Origin of the sequence: Streptomyces sp. NPDC002328 (assembly GCF_042890065.1) — a bacterium.
Classification (GTDB): Bacteria; Actinomycetota; Actinomycetes; order Streptomycetales; family Streptomycetaceae; genus Streptomyces.
On sequence record NZ_JBIARQ010000001.1, the window covers coordinates 916,855 to 939,055 of the forward strand.

General features: G+C 71.0%; 20 protein-coding genes, 2 tRNA genes and 1 pseudogene. 3 read left to right on the forward strand and 20 right to left on the reverse strand.

Annotation, left to right across the window (positions count from 1 at the left end; all coding sequences use genetic code 11):
* Nucleotides 1–2: 2 nt before the first annotated feature.
* The 3 genes and pseudogenes from ACFYX4_RS04070 to leuS form a co-directional block, all read right to left on the reverse strand.
* A pseudogene (locus ACFYX4_RS04070) lies at nucleotides 3–1,310 on the reverse strand (RNA-guided endonuclease InsQ/TnpB family protein).
* A 246-nt stretch (nucleotides 1,311–1,556) separates the two neighbouring features.
* On the reverse strand, nucleotides 1,557–2,294 hold the full coding sequence (locus ACFYX4_RS04075; protein WP_389325406.1) for a hypothetical protein: 738 nt from the start codon (nucleotides 2,292–2,294) through the stop codon (nucleotides 1,557–1,559).
* 132 nt (nucleotides 2,295–2,426) lie between these two features.
* Nucleotides 2,427–5,300, reverse strand: a complete 2,874-nt coding sequence (gene leuS / locus ACFYX4_RS04080) for a leucine--tRNA ligase (RefSeq protein WP_389325409.1) — start codon at nucleotides 5,298–5,300, stop codon at nucleotides 2,427–2,429.
* Nucleotides 5,301–5,715: 415 nt separating this feature from the next.
* On the opposite strand from leuS, the gene ACFYX4_RS04085 reads away from it, so the two are divergent.
* On the forward strand, nucleotides 5,716–7,035 hold the full coding sequence (locus ACFYX4_RS04085) for a cytochrome b/b6 domain-containing protein (protein ID WP_389325412.1): 1,320 nt from the start codon (nucleotides 5,716–5,718) through the stop codon (nucleotides 7,033–7,035).
* On the forward strand, nucleotides 7,032–8,642 hold the full coding sequence (locus tag ACFYX4_RS04090; RefSeq protein WP_389325415.1) for an NADH-ubiquinone oxidoreductase-F iron-sulfur binding region domain-containing protein: 1,611 nt from the start codon (nucleotides 7,032–7,034) through the stop codon (nucleotides 8,640–8,642). Before ACFYX4_RS04085 ends, ACFYX4_RS04090 begins: the two co-directional genes overlap by 4 nt.
* A 106-nt stretch (nucleotides 8,643–8,748) precedes the next feature.
* Here the strand turns inward: ACFYX4_RS04090 and ACFYX4_RS04095 are convergent.
* The 10 genes from ACFYX4_RS04095 to ACFYX4_RS04140 form a co-directional block, all read right to left on the reverse strand.
* A tRNA-Ala gene (locus tag ACFYX4_RS04095) sits at nucleotides 8,749–8,821 on the reverse strand.
* A gap of 108 nt (nucleotides 8,822–8,929) precedes the next feature.
* Nucleotides 8,930–9,163 (reverse strand): hypothetical protein, encoded by a 234-nt coding sequence (locus ACFYX4_RS04100; protein WP_019523121.1) that lies wholly within the window; start codon nucleotides 9,161–9,163, stop codon nucleotides 8,930–8,932.
* A 3-nt stretch (nucleotides 9,164–9,166) separates the two neighbouring features.
* Nucleotides 9,167–9,340, reverse strand: coding sequence for a hypothetical protein (locus ACFYX4_RS04105; protein ID WP_389325418.1), 174 nt, complete (start codon nucleotides 9,338–9,340; stop codon nucleotides 9,167–9,169).
* A gap of 275 nt (nucleotides 9,341–9,615) precedes the next feature.
* Nucleotides 9,616–9,688 (reverse strand) — tRNA-Ala (locus ACFYX4_RS04110).
* A 106-nt stretch (nucleotides 9,689–9,794) separates the two neighbouring features.
* Nucleotides 9,795–10,469 carry a histidine phosphatase family protein gene (locus ACFYX4_RS04115; RefSeq protein WP_389325421.1) on the reverse strand — a complete coding sequence of 225 codons (675 nt, stop codon included), beginning with the start codon at nucleotides 10,467–10,469 and terminating at the stop codon, nucleotides 9,795–9,797.
* Complete coding sequence (rsfS, locus tag ACFYX4_RS04120; protein ID WP_389325424.1) at nucleotides 10,466–10,912, reverse strand: ribosome silencing factor; 447 nt, start codon at nucleotides 10,910–10,912, stop codon at nucleotides 10,466–10,468. Before rsfS ends, ACFYX4_RS04115 begins: the two co-directional genes overlap by 4 nt.
* Nucleotides 10,913–11,013: 101 nt before the next feature.
* Entirely contained in the window at nucleotides 11,014–12,891 is a 1,878-nt protein-coding gene (locus tag ACFYX4_RS04125) for a LytR C-terminal domain-containing protein (RefSeq protein ID WP_389325427.1), read from the reverse strand.
* Nucleotides 12,892–12,907: 16 nt separating this feature from the next.
* Nucleotides 12,908–13,534: a nicotinate-nucleotide adenylyltransferase gene (gene nadD / locus ACFYX4_RS04130; RefSeq protein ID WP_389325430.1), complete on the reverse strand. Its 627-nt coding sequence runs from the start codon at nucleotides 13,532–13,534 to the stop codon at nucleotides 12,908–12,910.
* A 79-nt stretch (nucleotides 13,535–13,613) separates the two neighbouring features.
* A complete protein-coding gene (locus ACFYX4_RS04135) occupies nucleotides 13,614–13,778 on the reverse strand; it encodes a hypothetical protein (protein ID WP_389325433.1) in 165 nt (54 codons plus the stop codon).
* A 108-nt stretch (nucleotides 13,779–13,886) separates the two neighbouring features.
* Nucleotides 13,887–14,048: a hypothetical protein gene (locus tag ACFYX4_RS04140; protein ID WP_389325436.1), complete on the reverse strand. Its 162-nt coding sequence runs from the start codon at nucleotides 14,046–14,048 to the stop codon at nucleotides 13,887–13,889.
* 142 nt (nucleotides 14,049–14,190) lie between these two features.
* Here ACFYX4_RS04140 and ACFYX4_RS04145 point away from each other — a divergent pair, with 142 nt between their 5' ends.
* Entirely contained in the window at nucleotides 14,191–15,285 is a 1,095-nt protein-coding gene (locus ACFYX4_RS04145; RefSeq protein ID WP_389326715.1) for a M48 family metallopeptidase, read from the forward strand.
* Nucleotides 15,286–15,389: 104 nt separating this feature from the next.
* Here the strand turns inward: ACFYX4_RS04145 and ACFYX4_RS04150 are convergent, their stop codons facing one another.
* The 7 genes from ACFYX4_RS04150 to rfbA all read right to left on the reverse strand — a co-directional run bounded on the left by ACFYX4_RS04150 (nucleotide 15,390) and on the right by rfbA (nucleotide 22,159).
* A complete protein-coding gene (locus ACFYX4_RS04150; protein WP_389325439.1) occupies nucleotides 15,390–16,460 on the reverse strand; it encodes a hypothetical protein in 1,071 nt (356 codons plus the stop codon).
* 112 nt (nucleotides 16,461–16,572) lie between these two features.
* Nucleotides 16,573–17,166, reverse strand: coding sequence for a hypothetical protein (locus ACFYX4_RS04155; RefSeq protein WP_389325441.1), 594 nt, complete (start codon nucleotides 17,164–17,166; stop codon nucleotides 16,573–16,575).
* A gap of 102 nt (nucleotides 17,167–17,268) precedes the next feature.
* Nucleotides 17,269–18,555 (reverse strand): glutamate-5-semialdehyde dehydrogenase, encoded by a 1,287-nt coding sequence (locus tag ACFYX4_RS04160; protein WP_389325444.1) that lies wholly within the window; start codon nucleotides 18,553–18,555, stop codon nucleotides 17,269–17,271.
* A gap of 99 nt (nucleotides 18,556–18,654) precedes the next feature.
* Nucleotides 18,655–19,122: a hypothetical protein gene (locus ACFYX4_RS04165; RefSeq protein WP_389326718.1), complete on the reverse strand. Its 468-nt coding sequence runs from the start codon at nucleotides 19,120–19,122 to the stop codon at nucleotides 18,655–18,657.
* Nucleotides 19,123–19,317: 195 nt separating this feature from the next.
* Nucleotides 19,318–20,424, reverse strand: a complete 1,107-nt coding sequence (gene proB, locus ACFYX4_RS04170) for a glutamate 5-kinase (RefSeq protein ID WP_389326721.1) — start codon at nucleotides 20,422–20,424, stop codon at nucleotides 19,318–19,320.
* Between the two features lie 209 nt (nucleotides 20,425–20,633).
* Nucleotides 20,634–21,239: a dTDP-4-dehydrorhamnose 3,5-epimerase gene (gene rfbC, locus ACFYX4_RS04175; RefSeq protein WP_389325447.1), complete on the reverse strand. Its 606-nt coding sequence runs from the start codon at nucleotides 21,237–21,239 to the stop codon at nucleotides 20,634–20,636.
* 50 nt (nucleotides 21,240–21,289) lie between these two features.
* The gene (rfbA, locus tag ACFYX4_RS04180) at nucleotides 21,290–22,159 is read right to left on the reverse strand and encodes a glucose-1-phosphate thymidylyltransferase RfbA (protein ID WP_389325450.1); all 870 of its coding nucleotides are present in this window, start codon (nucleotides 22,157–22,159) and stop codon (nucleotides 21,290–21,292) included.
* Nucleotides 22,160–22,201 lie beyond the last annotated feature (42 nt).

Sequence of the window (22,201 nt, forward strand, 5' to 3'; positions counted from 1 at the left end):
GGTTACCTGCCTTGACATGCTCCTCGCCCTGAGGGGCGAGGATTGTGGCCTTCTCGACTTGTTGCTGTGCCGCTATGCGGCACGGCTCCGGTCGGGAATCCGTGGCTTCCTGTTTCTTCGCGCTGTGCCGGGATCGCTCCTGGTCCTACCGGCGCTCCGCAGGCCGATACCGCCAGTCCGGCGGCCGTCTTGACGTTGATCGCGGCGTTGGTGTCCCGGTCGTGGACGGCGCCGCAGGCGGTACAGGTCCATTCCCGGACGTCGAGAGGTTTGGGCCCGTCCACAGTGCCGCAGGTGGAGCAGGTCTGGGAGGTCGGTGTGAACCGGCCGATCTTGACCAGGGTGCGGCCGTAACGGGTGGCTTTGTACTCCAGCATGTTCACGAACGACGACCATCCGGCGCCACCACCAGCTCTCCACCAAGCTGATCTCCGAGAACCAAGGGATCGCCGTGGAGGACCTGTCGGTGGCGGGACTGGCCCGCACGAGGCTGGCCAAGTCCGTCCAACTCGCGGCGTGCGTCAGCGACTTCGGCGTGGGCACGGGCGACTTTCAGGCGTGCCTTGGCCCGGTTCGTCGATCCCTTCTGCTTGCGGGACAGCTCCTTGTGGGCCTTCTTCAGCTTCTTCTCCGCGCGCCGGAGGAAGCGCGGGGAGTCGATCTTCGTGCCGTCGGAGAGGACCGCGATGGGGGTACCCCCTCTGGGGGAGGGTGAGGCCGAGATCGATGCCGATGGTGCGGTCGGTCTGCGGCATCCGTGCCGCGTCGACGGCGGGATCGGTGTCGAGGACGAAGGGGGCGAAGTACCTGCCGGCCGCGTCCTTGACGACGGTGACGGAGGTGGGGGTGGCGGGAAGGGTACGGGACCGTTTCACTTTCACCGCGCCGATCTTCGGCAGGTTCAGACGGCCGCTGCCGGTGATGTGCCAGCGGGCATTGGCGGTGAACCGGATCGACTGCCTGGCGTCCTTGCGGAACTTGAACCGGGGTGGGCCCAGTTTCCGTCCCTTGCGGGTGCCCTTGAGGGAGGCGAAGAAGTTGCGGTACGCCTGCTCGGCGTCCCGCAGGGACTGCTGGAGGACGACGGAGGACACCTCGCCCAGCCAGGACCGCTCGGCTGTCCGCTTCGCCTCGGTGACCAGCTTCCGGGACAGCTGACCGACCGTCGGGAACGCCTGCCCGGCTAGGCGGGCGTCCTCGCGGGCACGCACGGCGTCGTTGAACACGACACGGGCGCACCCGAACGCCCTGGCCAGCGCGGCCTGCTGAGCGGCGTCGGGGTACAACCTGAAGGCGTACCGGAGCTGCATGACGATCACACTAGGCAAGCCGAACCCGCGTCGCCACCCATGCGAACGATCCATCACCGCCATGAAGCAGGATCCAGCTCCGCCGCAACGAGACCGCGACGCTCGGTGCCGCAGCCACACGATTCGTTTCACCCCCGGTCTGAGGCCGGAGCACTACAAAGAATGTCCGGTAGCCCCAGGACGGCAGCCCGGCCCCGTCCGGCCGGGCCTTCCTCTACAGTGCCGGCCGCCGCGTCGAGCGACCCGTCAGGTCGTGCTCTCGGGGCGGGGCTTCTTCTGCCAGGAGTACGTGGGCCGCGGGCCCGGCGGGGTGATCGCGGGCCGGGTCGGCTCCTGCGCGGTCGGCGCTCCGGGCGTCTCCGGCCAGGACTGTCCGCCGTCCGCCGGCTCCGCGGCCGGGGCTTCGGGCCACGGGGGCGGTGTGCTGCTGCCGGAGTCCGCGGTGGTCCAGTGGCGCAGGGCGCCCGCCTCCACGTCGATCTGGGCGCTGAGGGTGTCCAGCTCCTCGTCCGCGAAGCGACGGGCCCGGTCGCGGGCCGCCCAGCGCAGCGAGTCGGCCGACGCCGTGACGCGCTCGGTGCGCTCCCGCAGCGACGGCAGCCGCTCGACGAGCGTGGCCCGGTCGGGCTCCGTCTCCAGGCGCTTGAGTTCGCCGTCCAGTTCGTACCCGTGGGCGCTGAGGCGCTGGAAGAGCGCGAGGGACTCCTTCAGCGACTCGTCCTCGCTGGCTCCGGCCCGCAGCGCGTCCTGGGTGGCGCGCATGGAGGTGCGCAGCTTGAGGCGGAGCTGTGCGATCTCGCCGGCGGGCCCGAACTGGGTGAAGGACTTGGCCCGCAGGGTGTGGTCCTCGACCGTGCGCCGGGCTTGGGTGAGGGTGCGGTCCACGCCGCGCTTGGCCGCGCCGACCGCCTTCACCGTGGCATAGGCGCCGAGCGCCAGGAACAGCACGAAGAGCAGTGCGAAGACTGCGATCACTGCTTCCACGAGCTCCTCCTCCGGAACGGTCCCGGCACACCATGCGCCGCTCTTCAACGGTAAACGCAACGGGCAGGCCGGAAGTTCCAGAAGAACCCCGAACCTGCCCGTAGGGGACCACCCTGACACCCGCCGGAGGGCCTACTCCGGAACGATGTTCACCAGCTTCGGCGCCCGCACGATCACCTTGCGGATGCCCGCACCGCCCAGCGCGCCGACGACGTGCTCGTCGGCCAGCGCCACCTTCTCCAGCTCCTCGTCGGAGATGGACGGCGACACCTCCAGACGCGCCTTGACCTTGCCCTTGATCTGCACGACGCAGGTCACGGTCTCGTCCACGACGTACGCCGGGTCGGCTACGGGGAAGTCCCGGTGGACGACCGAGTCGGTGTGGCCCAGCTTGCGCCACAGTTCCTCGGCGATGTGCGGGGCCAGCGGCGCGACCAGCAGCACCAGCGGCTCGGCGACGGAACGGGGCAGCGGGCCGCCGGCCTTGGTCAGGTGGTTGTTCAGCTCGGTGACCTTGGCGATGGCGGTGTTGAACCGCATGCCCTCCAGGTCCTGGCGCACCCCGTCGATCGCCTTGTGCAGGGCGCGCAGGGTGTCCTCGTCGGGCTCGCCGTCGACCACGGTGACCGCGCCGGTGCCCTCGTCGACGACGTTGCGCCACAGCCGCTGGAGCAGCCGGAACTGGCCCACCACCGCGCGCGTGTCCCACGGGCGGGAGACGTCCAGCGGGCCCATCGCCATCTCGTACAGGCGCAGGGTGTCGGCGCCGTACTCGGCGCAGATCTCGTCCGGAGTGACCGCGTTCTTCAGGGACTTGCCCATCTTGCCCAGCAGCCGGGAGACCTTCTCGCCCTGGTAGTAGAAGGCGCCGTCGCGCTCCTCCACTTCGGCGGCCGGCACCGCGATGCCGCGGCTGTCGCGGTAGACGAAGGCCTGGATCATGCCCTGGTTGTACAGCTTGTGGAACGGCTCCACGGAGGAGACGTGCCCCAGGTCGTACAGGACCTTGGACCAGAAGCGCGCGTACAGCAGGTGCAGCACGGCGTGCTCGGCGCCGCCGACGTACAGGTCGACGCCGCCGTGCGGCTGACCCTCGCGCGGGCCCATCCAGTACTGCTCGATCTCGGGGTCGACCAGCTGCTCGCCGTTGTGCGGGTCCAGGTAGCGCAGTTCGTACCAGCAGGAACCGGCCCAGTTCGGCATGGTGTTGGTCTCACGCCGGTACGCGCGCGGGCCACGGCCGTCGCCCAGGTCCAGGGTGACGTGGACCCAGTCCTCGTTGCGCGACAGCGGCGTCTCGGGCTGGGTGTCGGCGTCGTCCGGGTCGAAGGTGCGCGGCGAGTAGTCCTCGACCTCGGGCAGCTCCAGCGGCAGCATCGACTCGGGCAGGGCGTGGGCGACGCCGTCCTCGTCGTAGACGATCGGGAAGGGCTCGCCCCAGTAGCGCTGGCGGCTGAACAGCCAGTCGCGCAGGCGGAAGTTGACGGTGCCCTCGCCGATGCCGGACCGCTCCAGCCACTCGGTGATCCGCGCCTTGGCGTCGGCGACGCCCAGGCCGTCCAGGGAGACGTCGTCGTTGGACGAGTTGATGATCTTCGCGTCGTACGACCCGAAGGCGTCCTCCCAGGTGGAGGTGTCGGTGCCCCGGCCGTCGGTCGGCTCGACGATGCAGTGGATCGGCAGCTCGAAGGCGCGCGCGAACTCGAAGTCGCGCTGGTCGCCCGCGGGGACGGCCATGATCGCGCCGGTGCCGTAGCCCATCAGGACGTAGTCGGCGATGAAGACCGGGACGCGCTCGCCGTTGACCGGGTTCGTGGCGTACGAGCCGATGAAGACGCCGGTCTTGTCCTTGGCCTCGGCCTGCCGCTCCACGTCGGACTTGGACGCGGCCTGCGCGCGGTACGCGGCGACGGCGTCGGACGGGGTGGCGTGGCCGCCGGTCCAGACCTCGTGGGTGCCCTCGGGCCAGGCGTCCGGGGTGAACTTCTCGACCAGGGGGTGCTCGGGCGCCAGCACCATGTAGGTCGCGCCGAACAGGGTGTCCGGGCGGGTGGTGAAGACGGTGATGCGCTCGCCGTCGATGGGGAAGTCGACGCGGGCGCCCTCGGAGCGGCCGATCCAGTTGCGCTGCTGGAGCTTGATGGCCTCGGGCCAGTCCAGCGCGTCCAGGTCGGTCAGCAGCCGGTCGGCGTAGGCCGTGATGCGCATGTTCCACTGGCGCAGCTTGGCCTTGAAGACCGGGTAGTTGCCGCGCTCGGAGCGGCCGTCGGCGGTGACCTCCTCGTTGGCCAGGACCGTGCCCAGGCCGGGGCACCAGTTGACGGGCGCGTCGGAGGCGTAGGCCAGGCGGTACTCGCCCAGGACGTCGGCGCGCTCGATCTCGGTCAGCTCGCTCCAGGAGCGGTCGCCGCGCGGGGCGCGCTCACCGGACTCGAACGCGGCGACCAGCTCGGCGATCGGTCGGGCCCGGCCGGCCTCCTCGTCGTACCAGGAGTTGAAGATCTGGAGGAAGATCCACTGGGTCCACTTGTAGTAGTCCGGGTCGATCGTGGCGAACGACCGGCGCTTGTCGTGGCCCAGGCCCAGTCGGCGCAGCTGGGACTTCATGTTGTTGATGGCGGCTTCGGTGGTGACGCGGGGGTGCTCGCCGGTCTGCACGGCGTGCTGCTCGGCGGGCAGGCCGAAGGCGTCGAAGCCCAGGGTGTGCAGGACGTTGTGGCCGGTCATCCGCTGGAAGCGGGCGAAGACGTCGGTGGCGATGTAGCCCAGCGGGTGGCCGACGTGCAGGCCCGCACCGGACGGGTAGGGGAACATGTCCATGATGAACTTCTTGGGCCGGGCGACGACCTCGGGGTCGCCCGCCAGGTCGCCCTTGGGGTTCGGCGCCGCATAGGTGCCCTCGGCGTCCCAGAAGTCCTGCCAGCGTGCCTCGATCTCGGCCGCCATGCCGGCCGTGTAGCGGTGCGGCGCGGCCGCCTCGGTGGCCGCGGGGTTCGTCTCGCTCATGATCCTTTAAGCTCCATCGATCGTCTCTGCCAGCGGCTGCGATTCAAGAAACGAAAAATCCCCTCACACAGGAGGGGACGCCGCGCCGATTCCGAACCGTCCGGTTCACCGGCGTTCGGGACTGATCAGCGCGGCTCGCTAAGCAGAAGGCGTACGGCACGCATGGCCACAGGGTACCGCAGCGCTTGAGCAGACTGCGACGTGCTTCCGTATGCGTGGTCGACAATGACGTCGAGACCCCCGGGACTGAACCAAAGTCAAGGTTTACCTGGCGTAACAGCCGCTATGGGACATCACAGCAGTCACATCGTCCTTTGATAACAACGCAATAACTCAAACCTCGTACCCATCGGTATGGCGCCCACTTAGAGTTCGGCAGCGGGACCGCTTTCCCGAACTGCTCGGAGTTGCCCCCATGAACGCTTCACGTAGTAACAGCTCGCTCCCCCAGACCGGCCGGTCGGCGTACGGGGTGGCGACCGCTGTCGTCCTCATCCTCATACCCGTGCTGGTGCGGGTCGGAGGCGACCGGTTCCAGGAGTTCCTGAACTTCGGCGCGGGCGTGCTGTCCCTCGTCACGCTCAGCTGCTCGGTGATCTGGGGCCTCGTCGCCCAGGACCGGATCTTCCTCAACACCCGCCAACGCCTCATCGGCCAGGCGATCCACCGGACGATGGCGGTCGCCTCGATCGCGTTCCTGCTGCTGCACATCACCACGAAGATCCTGCTGGACCACACCCAGCTCATCGGCGCGATCATCCCGTTCTCGCTCGGCCTCACCGGCAGCGGTTTCCTCATCGGCCTGGGCTCGCTGGCCGGCCTGCTGATGATCTTCGTGGGCATCACCGGGGCGCTGCGCTCCCGGTTCGCCTCCCCGGCCCCGGTCGCCGCCCGCTGGCGCGCGATGCACATGCTGGCCTACCCGGCCTGGTGCGCCGCGCTGATCCACGGACTCTACGCGGGTCGCGCGGCCAAGCCGATCTTCGTGATCCTCTACGGCCTGTCCCTGCTGGGCGTCATGGCCGCCCTCGCGCTGCGCTCCGCCCCGCGGCCGGTCAAGCGCCAGGTCGCCGACAGGATCGCCGCGTTCCTCGGCAGCGAGCCGGAGCCGGCCGGCCGCGACGCGCTGGAGGCGAGCCGCGCGCGCATGGCCGAGGCGACCGGCTCGGGCTCCCTGCCCGGCTACGAGAACCGCTCCGGCCGCTCGGGCCGCTCCTCCAACGCCGACACCATGAGCTCCTCGCGCATGACGCCGTCCTCGTCGTCGATGTACGACACGTCCGCGGGAGCGGAGCCCGCGAACGGCTTCGCCGCCGCCTACCGCGCCGTCAACACCCCGCGCCAGCCGCAGTCGTACCCGACCGACCAGACCGCGCGCATGAACATGCCGTTCGACATGCAGTCCACCGAGGCCATGCCGCGCGTCGACAACGGCGGCAGCACCTCGGGCACCTGGCCCATCCCGTCCCCGCCGCCGGTCGGCGAGGCTCCCCAGTCCGTCTACGACCCGCTCCAGGACACGGGATTCAACATCCCGGTCTATGGCAATCAGGGCACCGGCGGATACGGCGGGAGTGATGTGTACAACACCGGTGAGACAAACGCCCAGTACGGCACGTACAACCCGAACGACACGTACAACAGCGGTCCCGCCAATGAACCATCGCCCGGAGCGTCCTTCGACTCTCCGGGTTCGGGCGAACCTTGGAACACGCCTTCCGGAGGCTATAGGTGAACGAGGCCCTGCCCGACGTCCCAGAAGTCCGCGTGGTCGGGCTTCCGCAGCTCACGTCGGGCTTCGACCTTGTCGAGAGACTCGACCTGCCCATGCACCTGAAGGTGCACGGGCCGCTCGAACCCATGGGCGGAGAAAAGCTGTCGCAGCTCTCCGAACGCATCAACCTCAAGGGCCGCGGCGGCGCGGGCTTCCCCTTCCACAAGAAGCTGCGCTCGGTCGCCGACGCGGCGATCAAGCGCGGCGTACGGCCGGTCGTCGTCGTCAACGGCAGCGAGGACGAACCGGCCTGCCGCAAGGACACGGTGATGATCAACCGTGCCCCGCACCTCATCCTGGACGGCGCCCTGCTGGTCGCCGAGGCCCTGGGTGCCCGCACGCTCGTGGTGGCGGTCACCCGTGAGTCGACCGAACGCTCCATGGAGGCCGCGCTCGCCGAGCGCGGCCTCAGCAACGGCCGCCGGTCGGCGCTGAAGGCCTTCGTCCAGCGCAACCCGATCCGCATGGTCACCGGCGCCGCCGCGTCGGTGATCCGCTCCATCGACGGCGGCCCGGCGATCCCGCCCGGCCGCAAGGTCAGCGCCTCGCAGAACGGCGTCGGCGGCGCCCCCACCCTGCTGTCCAACGCCGAGACCTTCGCCCAACTGGCCATCGCCGCCCGCATCGGCTCCGAGCGCTACGGCAACACCGGCCTGTACGACGAGCCCGGCACCGTCATGCTGACGGTGTCCGGCGCCGTCGCCCGCCCCCTGGTGATCGAGGTCCCCACGGGCGTCCCGCTCCGCTACGTCCTGCAACTGGCCGGCGCCCCGCCGGTCCCGCAGGGCGTGCTGACCGGCGGCTACCACGGCAAGTGGATCGACGCGGCCACCGTCAACGAGGCGGTCGTCTCCCGCAACTCCCTGGACGCCGTGGGCGGCGCCCTCGGCGCGGGCGCGATCCTGCCGATCAGTCAGGAGACCTGCCCGCTGGGCGAGTCGCTGCGCGTGGCCCAGTGGCTGGCCGAGGAGAGCGCGGGCCAGTGCGGCCCCTGCTACCTCGGTCTGCCGGCCGCGGCGCGCGGCATGGAGGACATCCTCAACGGCGGCGGCCCGGCCGCCCTGGAGGCCCTCAAGCAGGTCGCCAAGAACGTCAAGCGGCGCGGTGCGTGCTCGCACCCCGACGGCTCCGCGATGTTCCTCGAGTCGACGATCAAGGCGTTCACGGACGACCTGGCGGCGCACGTCCTCGGCAACGGCTGCGGACGGCCCGTGGAGGGCGTTCTGCCGCTCTTCGAGGGCGGCATGGGCCCGTCGAGCCTCCCGGGCGGCTCGGAGCCCGCGGACACCGGCGACAGCCGTCAGAAGATCTTCGTGGACTGGACCCTGTGCCGCGGCCACGGCCTGTGCGCGGACATCCTCCCGGAGGTCTTCCAGCTCGGCGCGGACGGCTTCCCCACCGTCGCGCAGGCGAAGGTGCCGCGCTACGCGGAGGCCAAGGCCCTGCGCGCGGTGCGCCGCTGCCCGGCGCTGGCCCTGCGCATCGAGGAGGACACGCGCGGCCAGGCGCCCGCCCGCAACCTCCCGGTCCTCTCCCAGGGCCGCGGACGCCGCGCCCTGGGCCGCTGATCCGGCGCATCGAGCGCCCCGTCGAGCCACGCGTGCGTGGCTCGACGTTCGGCGTGCGCGCAGACGCAAAAGATCCCGCCGGATCGGAATCCGGCGGGATCTGCTGTGGAGCTAAGGAGAATTGAACTCCTGACCTCCTGCATGCCATGCAGGCGCTCTACCAACTGAGCTATAGCCCCTTGCTTTGTTCCGCCCGGTTTCCCTGGCGGCGACGCCAACATTACACGGTCCAGGGGGTGGACCACCAAATCGTTTCCGTTCTGTCCGCTTTGGCAAGGAAAGTCAGGTCAGGCCGTCACGAACGAGTAGAACCGCTTGAGCGTGCAGTGCTCCTCCAGCAGCCGGCCGTAGATCGGCTCGCCCTCCAACTCGCGGTACGTCTCGATCGGGTCGCCTTTTATGATCAGCGCCCGCGCGCATTCCTCGCACCAGTACTGGTAGTCGGGATTGAGCGGCTCCATGTCCCGCACGATCGGGGTGCCGCTGCCGCACCAGTCGCACTTCCGCCTGTGTGCACCCATCGATCAGCTCCAGCTGTGGCCGCAGGCCGTGCACACGTAGGAGATCCCGCCGTTGTCCCCCAGGACTTGGGCGACGAACGCGGAACCGCAGGAAGGGCAGCTGAGCCGGGTGGCCGTTCCCCGTGTCCTCGCCGCTCCGGAGAGGTGGCCGACCTCTCCGAGGATGCTCGCAGGCATCGCTACTCCCTCCCGTCGGGCCGCGCCCCCTTCCGGCCGTTTGATTCTGCCACGGCCGGGCCAATACGGTCAGCGACGCCTCAGTACCAGTCCGGACACGGCACCTCGGCGCGACTGCCCCAGCGAACGCGAACATGCATGTGAGAAGCGCTTTCGCAGAGGTATACGCCTCCGGGGCTCAAGTGACTCAAGCCCACGACAAAAGATCCCGCCCCCTGGTGGGGGACGGGATCTTCTTCGAACGATCTCCGACGACTCCGGAGAGAGTCAGACCGTGGAGCTAAGGAGAATTGAACTCCTGACCTCCTGCATGCCATGCAGGCGCTCTACCAACTGAGCTATAGCCCCTGGTTCCACGCGGCGAGGCCTCGTGGTGTTTCGCCCCGCTCGGCGGGGCGAACAAGAAGAACTTTAGCCTGCGACCTGCCGGAAAGTGAAATCGGGCCCCGGCCGCTCAGTCGTCGTCGCCGAGCACCGGTTCCGGCAGGGTGCCGGCGTTGTGCTCCAGCAGACGCCAGCCCCGGGCGCCCTCGCCCAGGACGGACCAGCAGCAGTTCGAGAGCCCGCCGAGGCTCTCCCAGTTGTGGGCGTCCAAGCCGAGGAGACGGCCGATGGTGGTGCGGATCGTGCCGCCGTGGCTGACGACGACGAGCGTGCCGTCCTCGGGAAGCTTCTCCGCGTGCCGCAGCACCACGGGGGCGGCGCGGTCGGCGACCTCCGTCTCCAGCTCGCCGCCGCCGCGGCGGACCGGCTCACCGCGCTTCCACGCGGCGTACTCGTCGCCGTGCCGGGCGACGATCTCCTCGTGCGTCAGCCCCTGCCACACGCCCGCGTACGTCTCGCGCAGACCCTCGTCGTGGGTGACGTCCAGGCTCGTCAACGCGGCGAGCTCGGCCGCCGTGTTCGCGGCCCGGGACAGGTCCGAGGCAACGATGGCGTCGGGCTTCAGGGAGACGAGCAGCCGGGCGGCGCGGCGGGCCTGGGCGACCCCCTCCTCCGTCAGCGGGACGTCGGTGGTGCCCTGGAAGCGGCGTTCGACGTTCCAGGCGGTCTGGCCGTGCCTCCAGAGGATGATCCGGCGGCCACGGCCCTCCGTGCGTCCCGCGGCGGCCTGCGAGCGCGCGGTCACCGCAGGTCTCCGAAACCGGCGGTGTCCTCCTCGGCGGCCTGGAGCTTGGCGTGTTCCTGCGCCTTGCCGCGGGTCGCCACGGCGTCCTCCGGGAGGCTGAGCTCGGGGCAGTCCTTCCACAGCCGCTCCAGGGCGTAGAAGACGCGCTCCTCGCTGTGCTGGACGTGCACGACGATGTCCACGTAGTCGAGCAGGACCCAGCGGGCCTCGCGGTCGCCCTCGCGGCGCACCGGCTTCGCGCCGAGCTCCTTCTGGAGGCGCTCCTCGATCTCGTCGACGATCGACTTGACCTGGCGGTCGTTGGGGGCGGAGGCCAGCAGGAAGGCGTCCGTGATCGACAGGACGTCGCTGACGTCGTAGGCGATGATGTCGTGCGCGAGCTTGTCGGCTGCCGCCTGGGCGGCGGTGTTGATGAGCTCGATGGAGCGGTCGGTGGCGGTCACTACGCGGCTTTCCGTCGGCGGTCGATTGACCTCAAGGGTCTCACGACCGCCGACGGCGCCCCGTCCGTTTCCTGTCCGCCCGCCGGGTGGCCGGCCCGCCGCTAGGAAGCCGAGGGCTTGTAGTCCTCGCCGAGGACGACGGTCACGTCCGCGTTGGCGGCGACCGTGCCCTTCTTCACGACGCCGGTGGGCAGGCCCAGGGTCTTGGCGACCTCGGTGGCGTTCTCCTTCTGGGCGTCGTCCCCGTAGAGGACCTCGGACGCGCCCTGCGTGCCGGACGGCGTGCCGCCCTCCAGGAAGGTGAAGCCGCCGTTGAGGAGGACCACGCGCGCTTCCTCGGAACGGGACTTGGTGCCGCTCGCGTTCTGCACGGAGACGCTGACGGCGGCGTCCTTGTCGGGGCTCTTGGCGGTGCCGCCGAGGACGTTCTTGACCACGCTCGCGCCGGCCTGCGCGCCGAGCGTGCCGTCGGTCTCGACGGGCAGCAGGGCGGTCTTGTAGTCGCCGCCCTTGGCGAGGTCGGCGAGCCCGGCGAGGAAGGCGCCGAGGTCACGGTCGGTCAGCGAGGGATCGAGGATCTGCGCCAGGGTCTGGACGGTGGTCGTGGCGGCCTGCGCGTCGGAGGACACCTTGCGCAGCACGGCCTGCATCACCTGGCCGAACCGCTCCAACTGGGCGTCCTGCGCCTCGCCCTCGGCCCGGTAGGTGGCGTAGGCGACGGCCGTCTTGCCGCTGAGGGTCTGGTTCTCGCCCTTGTTGACGAGGGGGGCCTCGCCCTTCTTGGCGTTGGGGGCCGGCACGGCGGTGTCGGTGTCGACCTCGATGTTGCCGACCAGGTCGACGAGGTTCTGGAGGTAGGGGGTGTCGAGACGCCAGGTGCCCTGGATGCGGGTGCCGAGGACGGTGTCCAGCGCCTCGCGCGTGCCTGCCGAGCCGTCGGCGTCGACGGACTTGGCGAGGGTCGTGGTGGTGCCGTCGTCGGCGGTGACGACGAGGGAGTTGGGCAGCAGCACCGTGGTGCCCTGCTTGGTGGTGGTGTTGTCGACGAGGAGCACGGTGGAGGTGCCTTCGCCGCCGGTGTCGTGCAGGTGGACGACGACCACGTCGCGCTTCTGGGCGGCGGAGGCGGTCGTGGAGCCGGCCTCGGAGTCGTCGGAGGACGACAGGCCGGGCAGCTTCCCGGCGTACCAGAGGTAGCCGACGCCGCCCACCGCGACCAGGGCGAGGACGACGACGAGGGCGACGAGCCGGCTGCGGGCGCGGCGCTTGGCCTCCTCGCGGCGCTCGGTGCGGTTCTCGGTGAAGTCGAGCCAGTCGATGACGTCCTCGGCGTCGCCGTCGGGCTCCTCCACGAACGCGAACTGCTCGGTGCGGTAGTCGTGTCGGTCCCCCTCGGACGCCCCGTCGGCCTCCTGCGCCCCGCGCGCGGCCTCGGCCGCCCCGGACCCCGCCGCCCCGGACCCCGCCGCCCCGGCGTCCGCGAGCCCGGCGTCCGTCGACGGCGGCTCCGCCGGGCGGGTCGTCTCCGGCCGTCCGGCCTGCTGGGGGATGTAGGCGGTCTGCTCGGTGACGCGCGGCTGCTGCCCGCTGGTCGCGGTCTGCCCGTAGGGGTCGTAAGGGTCCGGGTGGTAGGAGTCCTGGTCGTAGGGGTCCGTGGTCCCGGTGGTGTAGGGGTCGTAGCCCGCCGGGGCCTGACGGCCCGTGTCGTACCCGGGGACGGGCGGCTGCTGTCCGGTGCCGTACGGGTCGTACGCGGGCGCCTGCTGCTGCCCGGCCGTCGCGTAGGGGTCGTAGCCGTAGCCCTGCTGCTGGGCGTACGGGTCGTAGGCCTGTCGCGGGACCTGCTGGGCCGGGACCTGCCGGTACACCGGCTGCCCGTACTCGTCGTAGCCCACGAGTTCGTACGAGGTCTCGCCCCGACCGGCGTCGTGACCCGTGTCGTGGCCGCCGTCGTAACCCGCGTCGTATCGGTCGTTCACCGGTCCCCCTCTCGGCTCACTCGCCGCGGTACAGCTCGCGCTTGTCGATGTAGCGCACGACTCCGTCCGGCACCAGATACCAGACGGGGTCGCCCTTGGCGACTCTCGCGCGGCAGTCCGTGGAGGAGATGGCCAGGGCGGGGACCTCGACGAGGGAGACGCCCCCCTCGGGAAGTCCCGGGTCGGCGAGGTTGTGGCCCGGCCGGGTCACCCCGATGAAGTGGGAGAGGGAGAACAGCTCCTCGCTGTCCCGCCAGGTCAGGATCTGGCCCAGGGCGTCCGCGCCGGTGATGAAGAAGAGGTCGGCGTCGGGGTTGAGGGCCCGCAGGTCGCGCAGGGTGTCCACGGTGTAGGTGGGGCCGCCCCGGTCGATGTCGATGCGGCTGACCGAGAACTGCGGGTTCTCGGCGGTCGCGATGACCGTCATCAGATAGCGGTCCTCGGCCGGGGAGACCCGGCGGTGGCTCTTCTGCCAGGGCTCGCCGGTCGGCACGAACACGACCTCGTCCAACTGGAACTGGGCGGCGACCTCACTGGCCGCCACCAGGTGCCCGTGGTGGATCGGGTCGAACGTTCCGCCCATGACGCCGAGGCGGCGCTTGCCCCGCTTCGCCGGGCCGGTAGGCATGTCCTGCTCTCCCATGCGTGCAGACCCTACCGGCCCCGCCTGAGGGCGCCGTCCGGCGGAGGCCCGGGATGCCCCGGTATGAACACCGGGCGGCTCAGCGGTCGCGGTTGAACCGGGTGGTGATCCACAGCAGGAGCAGCAGGATCAGGAACGCGGAACCACCGGTGACCAACGGGCTCAGGCTCTCGTGGTTGCCACCCTTCTCCTCGCCCTCGGCGGCGAGGGTGACCAACTGGGCAGCGGCGCTGTGGAAGCTCATCTTCGGCAGGACCTATCCGATGGAGGGCGGGATAAAGATGTCGGCCCATCGTAAGCATGCGCCTCGCCGCCCATCACCCCGACTCCGCACGGGAACCTTCGCGGACGCTCAGTCGTCCTTCCGCTTGTAGCCACGAAGCAGGAACCAGGCGGTCAGCGCACAACCCACCAGCATCACGGCGAGGACGACTCGGAGCAGGTTCCCCGCCCCTTGCTGCTGGGCGGCGCCGGCGGCCTCGGTGAACCAGGCTGCTGCGGGGTTGTGCTCCATGGCGCGGGTCTCCTTCTGAGTGGTGCCCGTCCACCGTAACTCCGCCTAGGCTGGGCCCTGCTCCGGGAGCGCAAAGGGCCCCACAAGGGTCCGTAAAGGACCGTGCATACGAGGGTCCATACACACGCACATGGGGGATGACATGTCCGACGACGGCCACGAGCAGACCGGGCACGAGAACGTGCCGAGCAGGCAGCGCACCCGCTTTCCCGGGATCTCCTCGCGTGCGTACGAGCACCCGGCCGACCGTTCCGCCCTGGTCGCGCTGCGCAAGCTGAGCGGCTTCGACACGGTCTTCAAGGCGCTCAGCGGGCTGCTGCCCGAGCGGAGCCTGCGGCTGCTGTTCCTGTCCGACTCGGTGCGCGTGTCCGACCAGCAGTTCGCGCACCTGAACGACATGCTGCGGGACGCCTGCTACATCCTGGACCTGGCGAAGGTCCCCCCGATGTACGTCACCCAGGACCCGCAGCCCAACGCTATGTGCATCGGCCTGGACGAGCCGATCATCGTGGTCACCACGGGCCTGGTCGAGCTGCTCGACGAGGAGGAGATGCGGGCGGTCGTCGGCCACGAGGTGGGGCACGCCCTGTCCGGCCATTCCGTGTACCGCACGATCCTGCTGTTCCTGACCAACCTGGCCCTTCGGGTGGCCTGGATCCCGCTGGGCAACATCGCGATCATGGCGATCGTCACGGCGCTGCGCGAGTGGTTCCGCAAGTCGGAGCTGTCCGCGGACCGCGCGGGGCTGCTCGTCGGCCAGGATCTGAAGGCCTCCATGCGCGGCCTGATGAAGATCGCGGGCGGCAACCACCTGCACGAGATGAACGTGGACGCGTTCCTGAAGCAGGCCGAGGAGTACGAGGCGGGCGGCGACCTGCGCGACTCCGTGCTGAAGATCCTGAACGTGCTGCCCCGCTCCCACCCCTTCACCGCCGTGCGCGCGGCCGAGCTGAAGAAGTGGTCGGAGTCCCGCGACTACCAGCGGATCCTGGACGGCCACTACCCGCGCCGCACCGAGGACAAGGACACCTCGGTCACGGACTCCTTCCGTGAGTCGGCCTCGCACTACGCCGACCACGTCAAGAGCTCCAAGGACCCGCTGATGAAGCTGGTCACCGATCTCGCGGGCGGGGCGGGCGACCTCGGCGGCCGGGTCCGGCGCGGCTTCGACGGCTTCACCGGCTCGGCGCCCCCGAAGGAGCGCCCGACGGACGCGCCGCCGCGCGAGGACGGCTGACCGGGAGCCCGCACACGAGGACAGCTGACGGCGAGCCCGCACCCGCACACGAGGACAGCCGACGGCGAGCCCGCGCGACCGACGTGACGCCCGCCCGGCGTGACTCACACCTGCGGCTCCGCGCTGTTCGCCAGTGCCCCGCACAGCGCGGGCGCGCCGCCCGTCGCGTACGGATCCGTGCCGGCCGGGCCGCCCTCCTTGGCGGTCTGGCCGGCGAGCAGCGGCCGCAGATGGTTGACGGAGTCCTCGGCGCAGGACAGCGGGCCGGCCTGGACGTAGGAGACGATCAGCTGGGTCTGGCGCAGCCGCAGGTCGTCGCGGTCGAAGCGGAACTGGAGCTCACGGCGCACGGTGAACAGCGAGACCGGCGCCTTCGCGTCGGCACCGACCGGCCGCAGGGCGTAGACGAAGGTGTGGTCGGCGGTGACCTCCAGGGTCGCCGAGTCGGCCTCGGCGGCCTGAAGGGTGCCCTGGACGCGGATCTCGCGGTCGGCGAGTTCGGCCCGGGAGGGGTCGAAGCGCACCAGCCAGCCGGTGGGAGCGTGCCGTCCGTCGGCGGCGGGGTGGGCGAAGCTCTCGTCGAACTGGTCGAGCTGGTCGGGCGAGATCAGCAGCCGCACCGGCCGGACCTGCTGCCCGGTGAGCACCTCCGGATAGAGGGAGGAGCGCATGATGTAGTCCCGGGCGGTGAGCAGCGCGGTGACGACCTGGCTGTCGGAGAAGTGCGCGGTGCGCCGGGACGCGGGCAGCGGGATCCCGGCCGCGCCGATGCGGAAGTTGGCGGCGGGGCTGTGCGCGTAGAGGTGGGCGGTGTCGGCCGATCCGGGCACCGCGCCCTGCGGGGCGAGCGGAATGACGGTCATCCGCAGCGGTTCCGCGACTCGGCGGGCGGCCGGGTTCTGGTAGGGGTGGCGGATGCCCATGAAGATCGCGGTGCCGAAGGCGAGCGCGATCAGCACGACCAGGACGAGCGCCTGCCGGGACAGACCCCGGTGGACGGGCGGGCGGCGGCGTACGGCGGGCGCGTGCTCGGCGATGCGTTCCTCGGCGGAGTACTCCTGGAGGCGGGCAGCGCGGACGAACGATTCGTCGAAGACGACGGATCGGTACTCGTCCTCGCCACCGCCGGGAGTTCCCTCGGGTGTCCCCTGCGGTGGGTCTCCTGGCCCGCCCATACTTTCAGAGTAGGTCGCGCAGAGGTCGGGTAAACGCCCTGCATTCTGACAACTTCTGACAGGTTCTCACCGGTTGATCGCCGCCCGTCCGGGGTGGGCGGGGGCACCGGGTTCAGGGCGTGCGCGGGACGGCGGAGACGGGTGGCCGGATCTCGTCGGCGTTCGCCTCGGAGGTCAGGGAGGGGACGAGTCCGCCGCCCTGGCCCAGCCCGGTGGAGGCGGGCAGCGGCACCTGGTCCCGGCTGCCGGCGGAGGCCCCCCGGTAGACCGCGGCGAAGGCCAGCGCGACCATGCCGATGCCCATGACCAGGGCGAGCACCCAGGCGACGGGACGGTGCCAGCGGGCCTGGCGGCCGTAGGGGCCGACGTCGCCGTAGTGGCGCTCCCAGGCGGCCACGTCGTCGCCGTCGAGGTCGTCGTGGTCCGGATCATGGCCGAAGGGGCCGGGGCCGTCCGGGCCGTAGGGGTCGTCGTAGCGGTCGCCGCGGGCGCGGGCGCTGCGGGCTTCGGCCTCGGAGGCCTCGGCTCTGGCCTGCGCTGCGGCCAGGAGGCGTTCGACGGCGGTCGGCTCGTGCACCACGGCCGCCTGTACGAAGGCCTCGTCGAAGACCACGGAGGCGAACTCTTCGTCCGACACCCCGCGGTCGTGGTCGTCGTCGGGCTCCCAGCCGTCCGGGAACGGCATGCCCCCCACGTCCTCCGGCACGGATCCAGAGTAGACCTGGGGGGTCAATTTGGGCAGGCGGTAGGGAAATTCATCCGCCTGGTGAGACGCCCCTCACGCCTCTTCCGGCACCGCGCGTCCCGGTCAGCGCCTGATGTGTCCGTCGCCGGTGACGATGTACTTCGTGCTGGTCAGCTCCGGCAGGCCCATGGGGCCGCGGGCGTGCAGCTTCTGGGTGGAGATGCCGATCTCCGCGCCGAAACCGAACTGGCCGCCGTCGGTGAACCGGGTGGAGGCGTTGACGGCGACGGTGGTGGAGTCGACCAACTGGGTGAACCGGCGGGCGGCCTGCTGGGAGGTGGTCACGATGGCCTCGGTGTGGCCGGAGGTCCACAGCCGGATGTGCTCGACGGCCTTGTCGAGGGAGTCGACGACGGCCGCGGCGATGTCGTGGGAGAGGTACTCCGTCTCCCAGTCCTCGGGGGTGGCCTCGACGACGGTGGCCTTGGAGTCCTTGGCGTACGCGAGCACCCGCTCGTCGGCGTGGACGGTGACGCCGGCCCCGGCGAGGGCGTCGAGGGCGCGGGGCAGGAACTCGGGGGCGATGTCCTGGTGGACGAGGAGCGTCTCGGCGGCGTTGCAGACGCTGACCCGGTGGGCCTTGGAGTTGATGAGGATCTCGACGGCCATGTCCAGGTCGGCCTGGGCGTCGACGTAGACGTGGCAGTTGCCGGTGCCGGTCTCGATCACCGGGACGGTGGACTCGGAGACGACCGTCCGGATGAGGGAGGCGCCGCCGCGCGGGATCAGCACGTCCACCAGCCCCCGGGCGCGCATCAGCTCGCGCACGCTCTCGCGGCTCTCGCCGGGCACGAGCTGGACGGCGTCGGCGGGCAGTCCGGCGCCGCCGACGGCGTCGCGGATCACCCGGACGAGGGCGGTGTTGGACTCGTAGGCGGAGGCGGAGCCGCGCAGCAGCACGGCGTTGCCCGACTTCAGGCAGAGCGCCGCCGCGTCGACCGTGACGTTGGGGCGGGCCTCGTAGATGATGCCGACCACGCCGAGCGGGACGCGGACCTGGCGCAGGTCGATGCCGTTGGGCAGGGTCGAGCCGCGCACCACCTCGCCGACGGGGTCGGGCAGCGCGACGACGTCCCGCACGTCGGAGGCGATGGCCCGCACCCGCTCCGGGGTGAGGGTCAGCCGGTCGACGATGGCCTCGCTGGTGCCGGCCTCGCGGGCCTTGGCGATGTCCTTGGCGTTGGCCTCGACGATCTCGCTCGCACGGACCTCCAGCGCGTCCGCGATGGCGAGGAGCGCGTCGTCCTTCGCGGCCCGGGGCAGCGGCGCGAGGTCGGCGGCAGCCGCCTTGGCACGGTAGGCGGCCTGAGTGACCGGGGAGAGGGCGTCGTACGGCGAGAGCGTGGTCATACGGGAAGGGTAGTGCGCGACGCCGAGCAGTTCAGCGCTCGTTCCACCCGCCGAGACACTTGCCGAGACGCACGCCGGGGCGGGCCTCGGGGTCGAGTCTCAGAAGGGATGGACCCCCACCGGCGTCGCCGGCGCCGGGCCGTGGCCCTCGGCGATGCGCTGGTGGTAGGTCTGGCGGTCGATGACCTCCAGGCCGACGATCTCCCAGGGCGGCAGGCCGGCCGTCTGGCGGTGCTCGCCCCACAGGCGCAGGGCGACGGCCGCCGCGTCGTGCAGGTCGCGAGCCTCCTCCCAGTAGCGGATCTCCGCGTGGTCGGCGGCGTAGCGGCTGGTCAGGAGGAAGGGGTGGTCGTGGGCGAGCTGTTCGAGGGCGCGCCGCAGCTCCTTCAGGTCGGCGTCCGCGCCGGAGACGCTGAGGGTGACGTGCCACAGCCGGGGCACGTCCTCGGGCCGGGTGATCTCCACCCCGTCGGCCTCCGCGGCCCGGTACCGCTCCCCGGCGGCCACGCTGGTCAGGGCGCGCTCCTCGCCGGCGATCCCGCGGGCCGCTGCCGCCCCAGGGCGCACTCGTCTCACGACGGCCTCCTTTACGCAGCGCTCGTGCGGAACGTGTCGGTGTCCCAGAGACAAAGTTGAGCAGGCCGCACGGCTCCTTGGGGCGGTTTCACGGAACGTCCCCCACCGGTCATGGCCGTTCGACCCCGACCGTGAGCCGCCGTTCGACGCCCGCGGAGCGTCCCGCCCGCCCCGCCCGGAAGCCCGTCAGGGGTGCAGGATCACCAGATCGTCCCGGTGGACGACCTCCCGCTCGTACTCGGCGCCCAGCTCGCGTGCCAGTTCGCGGGTGGAGCGGCCGATCAGGAGGGGGATCTCCTTGGCGTCGAAGTTGACGAGGCCGCGGGCCACCGCGTGTCCGGTGCCGTCGCGCAGCTCGACGGGGTCGCCCGCGCTGAACTCGCCCTCGACGCCGGCGATCCCGGCCGGCAGCAGCGACTTGCGCCGCTCGACGACCGCGCGCACCGCGCCGTCGTCCAGGGTGAGCGAGCCCTGCGGGGTGGAGGCGTGCTGGAGCCACAGCAGCCGGTCGGCGGAGCGCTTGCCGGTGGCGTGGAAGTGGGTGCCGGTGTCGCCGCCGGTGAGGGCGTCGGCCGCGTGGACGGCGCTGGTGAGGACGACGGGGATGCCGGCGGCGGCGGCGATCCGGGCGGCCTCGACCTTGGTGACCATGCCGCCGGTGCCGACGCCCGCCTTGCCGACGCTGCCGATGTCGATGCCCTCCAGGTCGGCGGGGCCCCGCACCTCCGCGATCCGCGAGGTGCCCGGCCTGCTGGGGTCGCCGTCGTAGACGCCGTCCACGTCGGAGAGGAGGACCAGCAGGTCGGCGTGGACGAGATGCGCCACGAGCGCGGCGAGGCGGTCGTTGTCGCCGAAGCGGATCTCGTCGGTGGCGACGGTGTCGTTCTCGTTGACGATCGGGAAGGCGCCCATCGCCAGCAGCTTGTCCAGGGTGCGGGAGGCGTTGCGGTGGTGGGCGCGGCGGCTCATGTCGTCGCTGGTCAGCAGCACCTGGCCGACGCGGACGCCGTAGCGGGCGAAGGAGGCGGTGTAGCGGGCGACGAGGAGGCCCTGGCCGACGCTGGCGGCGGCCTGCTGGCGGGCGAGGTCCCTGGGGCGGCGGCGCAGGCCCAGCGGGGCGAGCCCGGCGGCGATGGCGCCGGAGGAGACCAGGACGATCTCCCGCTCCCCGCCGCTACGGCTCTTGGCGAGCACGTCGACGAGCGCGTCGACGCGGTCGGCGTCCAGTCCGCCGGCGGCGGTCGTCAGCGACGAGGAGCCCACCTTGACGACGATCCTGCGGGCTTCCACCACGTGCTGCCTTGCCACTGTCACCTGCGTCGTCCTCACTCGGCTGTCCCACGCGCCGCGTGCTCCCCCGCCGCGGCGCTCGTCTCGCAATCTACGCGAGCGACGGGCGGCGCCGCCTGTCCGTTTCGCCGGTCGGACAGGCCCGGCGGCGGCGGAAAGCAGTGACCCGGCCGTCCTCGCGGGGACGGCCGGGCCACAAGAAGGCGGTGGGTTCAGCCGCGGTTCGCCAGCGAGGCGCGGAAGGCCACGCACTCCTCGTACACCGGCAGGATGCCCGCCGCACGGGCCTCGGCCAGCGTCGGGCCCTGGGCGTCCTTGGCGGACAGTTCGGGCTCGCCCGCGACCGGCCACTCGACGCCGATCTCCGGGTCGAGGGGGTGCACGGTGCGCTCGCGCTGGGGCGCGTAGCCCTCGGAGCACAGGTAGGTGACGGTGGCGTCGTCGGTCAGCGCGCAGAAGCCGTGGCCGAGGCCCTCGGAGAGGTAGACGGCCTTGCGGTCCTGGTCGTCGAGGCGCACCGTCTCCCAGCGGCCGAAGGTCGGCGAGCCGACCCGGATGTCGACGATCACGTCGAGCACGGCGCCGCGGACGCAGGTCACGTACTTCGCCTGGCCGGGCGGCACGTCGGCGAAGTGGATGCCGCGCACGACGCCGGCCGCGGAGACGGAGAGGTTGCCCTGCTTGAGGTCGAGCGGGTGGCCGACGGCCTCCTCCATGCGCTCGGCCTTGTACCACTCCAGGAAGAGGCCGCGGGCGTCCCCGTGCTGCTGGGGGACGAACTCCCAGGCGCCTTCGATGCCGAGCGGGTTCACCTTCATCGCTACCGTTCCGTTTCTCTCTCGGGCCGCGTGCTCGGGCCCGGTGTCTCTCAGGCCTCGTGCGCGAGCAGGTCGAGCAGGTAGTCGCCGTAGCCGCTCTTGGTCAGCGGTTCGGCGAGCGTGCGCAGCCGGTCGTCGTCGATGAAGCCGGCGCGCCAGGCGGCCTCCTCCAGGCAGCCGATCTTCATGCCCTGGCGCTCCTCGACCACCCGGACGTACTCGGAGGCCTGGACGAGGGACTGGAAGGTGCCGGTGTCGAGCCAGACGGTGCCGCGGTCGAGGACCGAGACCTGGAGCTCGCCGCGGTCGAGGTAGTACTTGTTGACGTCGGTGATCTCCAGCTCGCCGCGGGCGCTCGGCTCGAGGCCCTTGGCGATCCCGACGACCCGGCTGTCGTAGAAGTAGAGGCCCGGAACGGCGTAACGGGACTTGGGGTTCTTCGGCTTCTCCTCGATGGAGCGGGCGCGGCCCTGCTCGTCGAAGTCGACGACGCCGTAGGCGGTCGGGTCGGAGACCGCGTGGGCGAAGACCACGCCGCCCTCGGGATCGCTGTAGCGGGCGAGCTGCCGGCCGAGGCCGTAGCCGTGGAAGATGTTGTCGCCGAGGATGAGCGCGACGGACTCGTCGCCGATGAAGTCCTCGCCGATGACGAAGGCCTCGGCGATGCCGTTGGGGCTGTCCTGCGTGGCGAACTCGATGTTCAGGCCCCAGTCGGACCCGTCGCCCAGGAGCCGCTCGAACTGGGGGCGCTCGTCCGGTCCGGTGATGACCAGGATGTCCCGCAGGCCCGCCATCACCAGGGTGGACAGCGGGTAATAGATCATCGGCTTGTCGAAGACCGGCATCAGTTGCTTCGACACCGCACGGGTGATCGGCCACAGTCGGGAACCGGTACCACCGGCGAGCAGAATTCCACGCATGGGCCCGCAGCCTACGGCAGGGTACGAACCGCTCCCGCCACC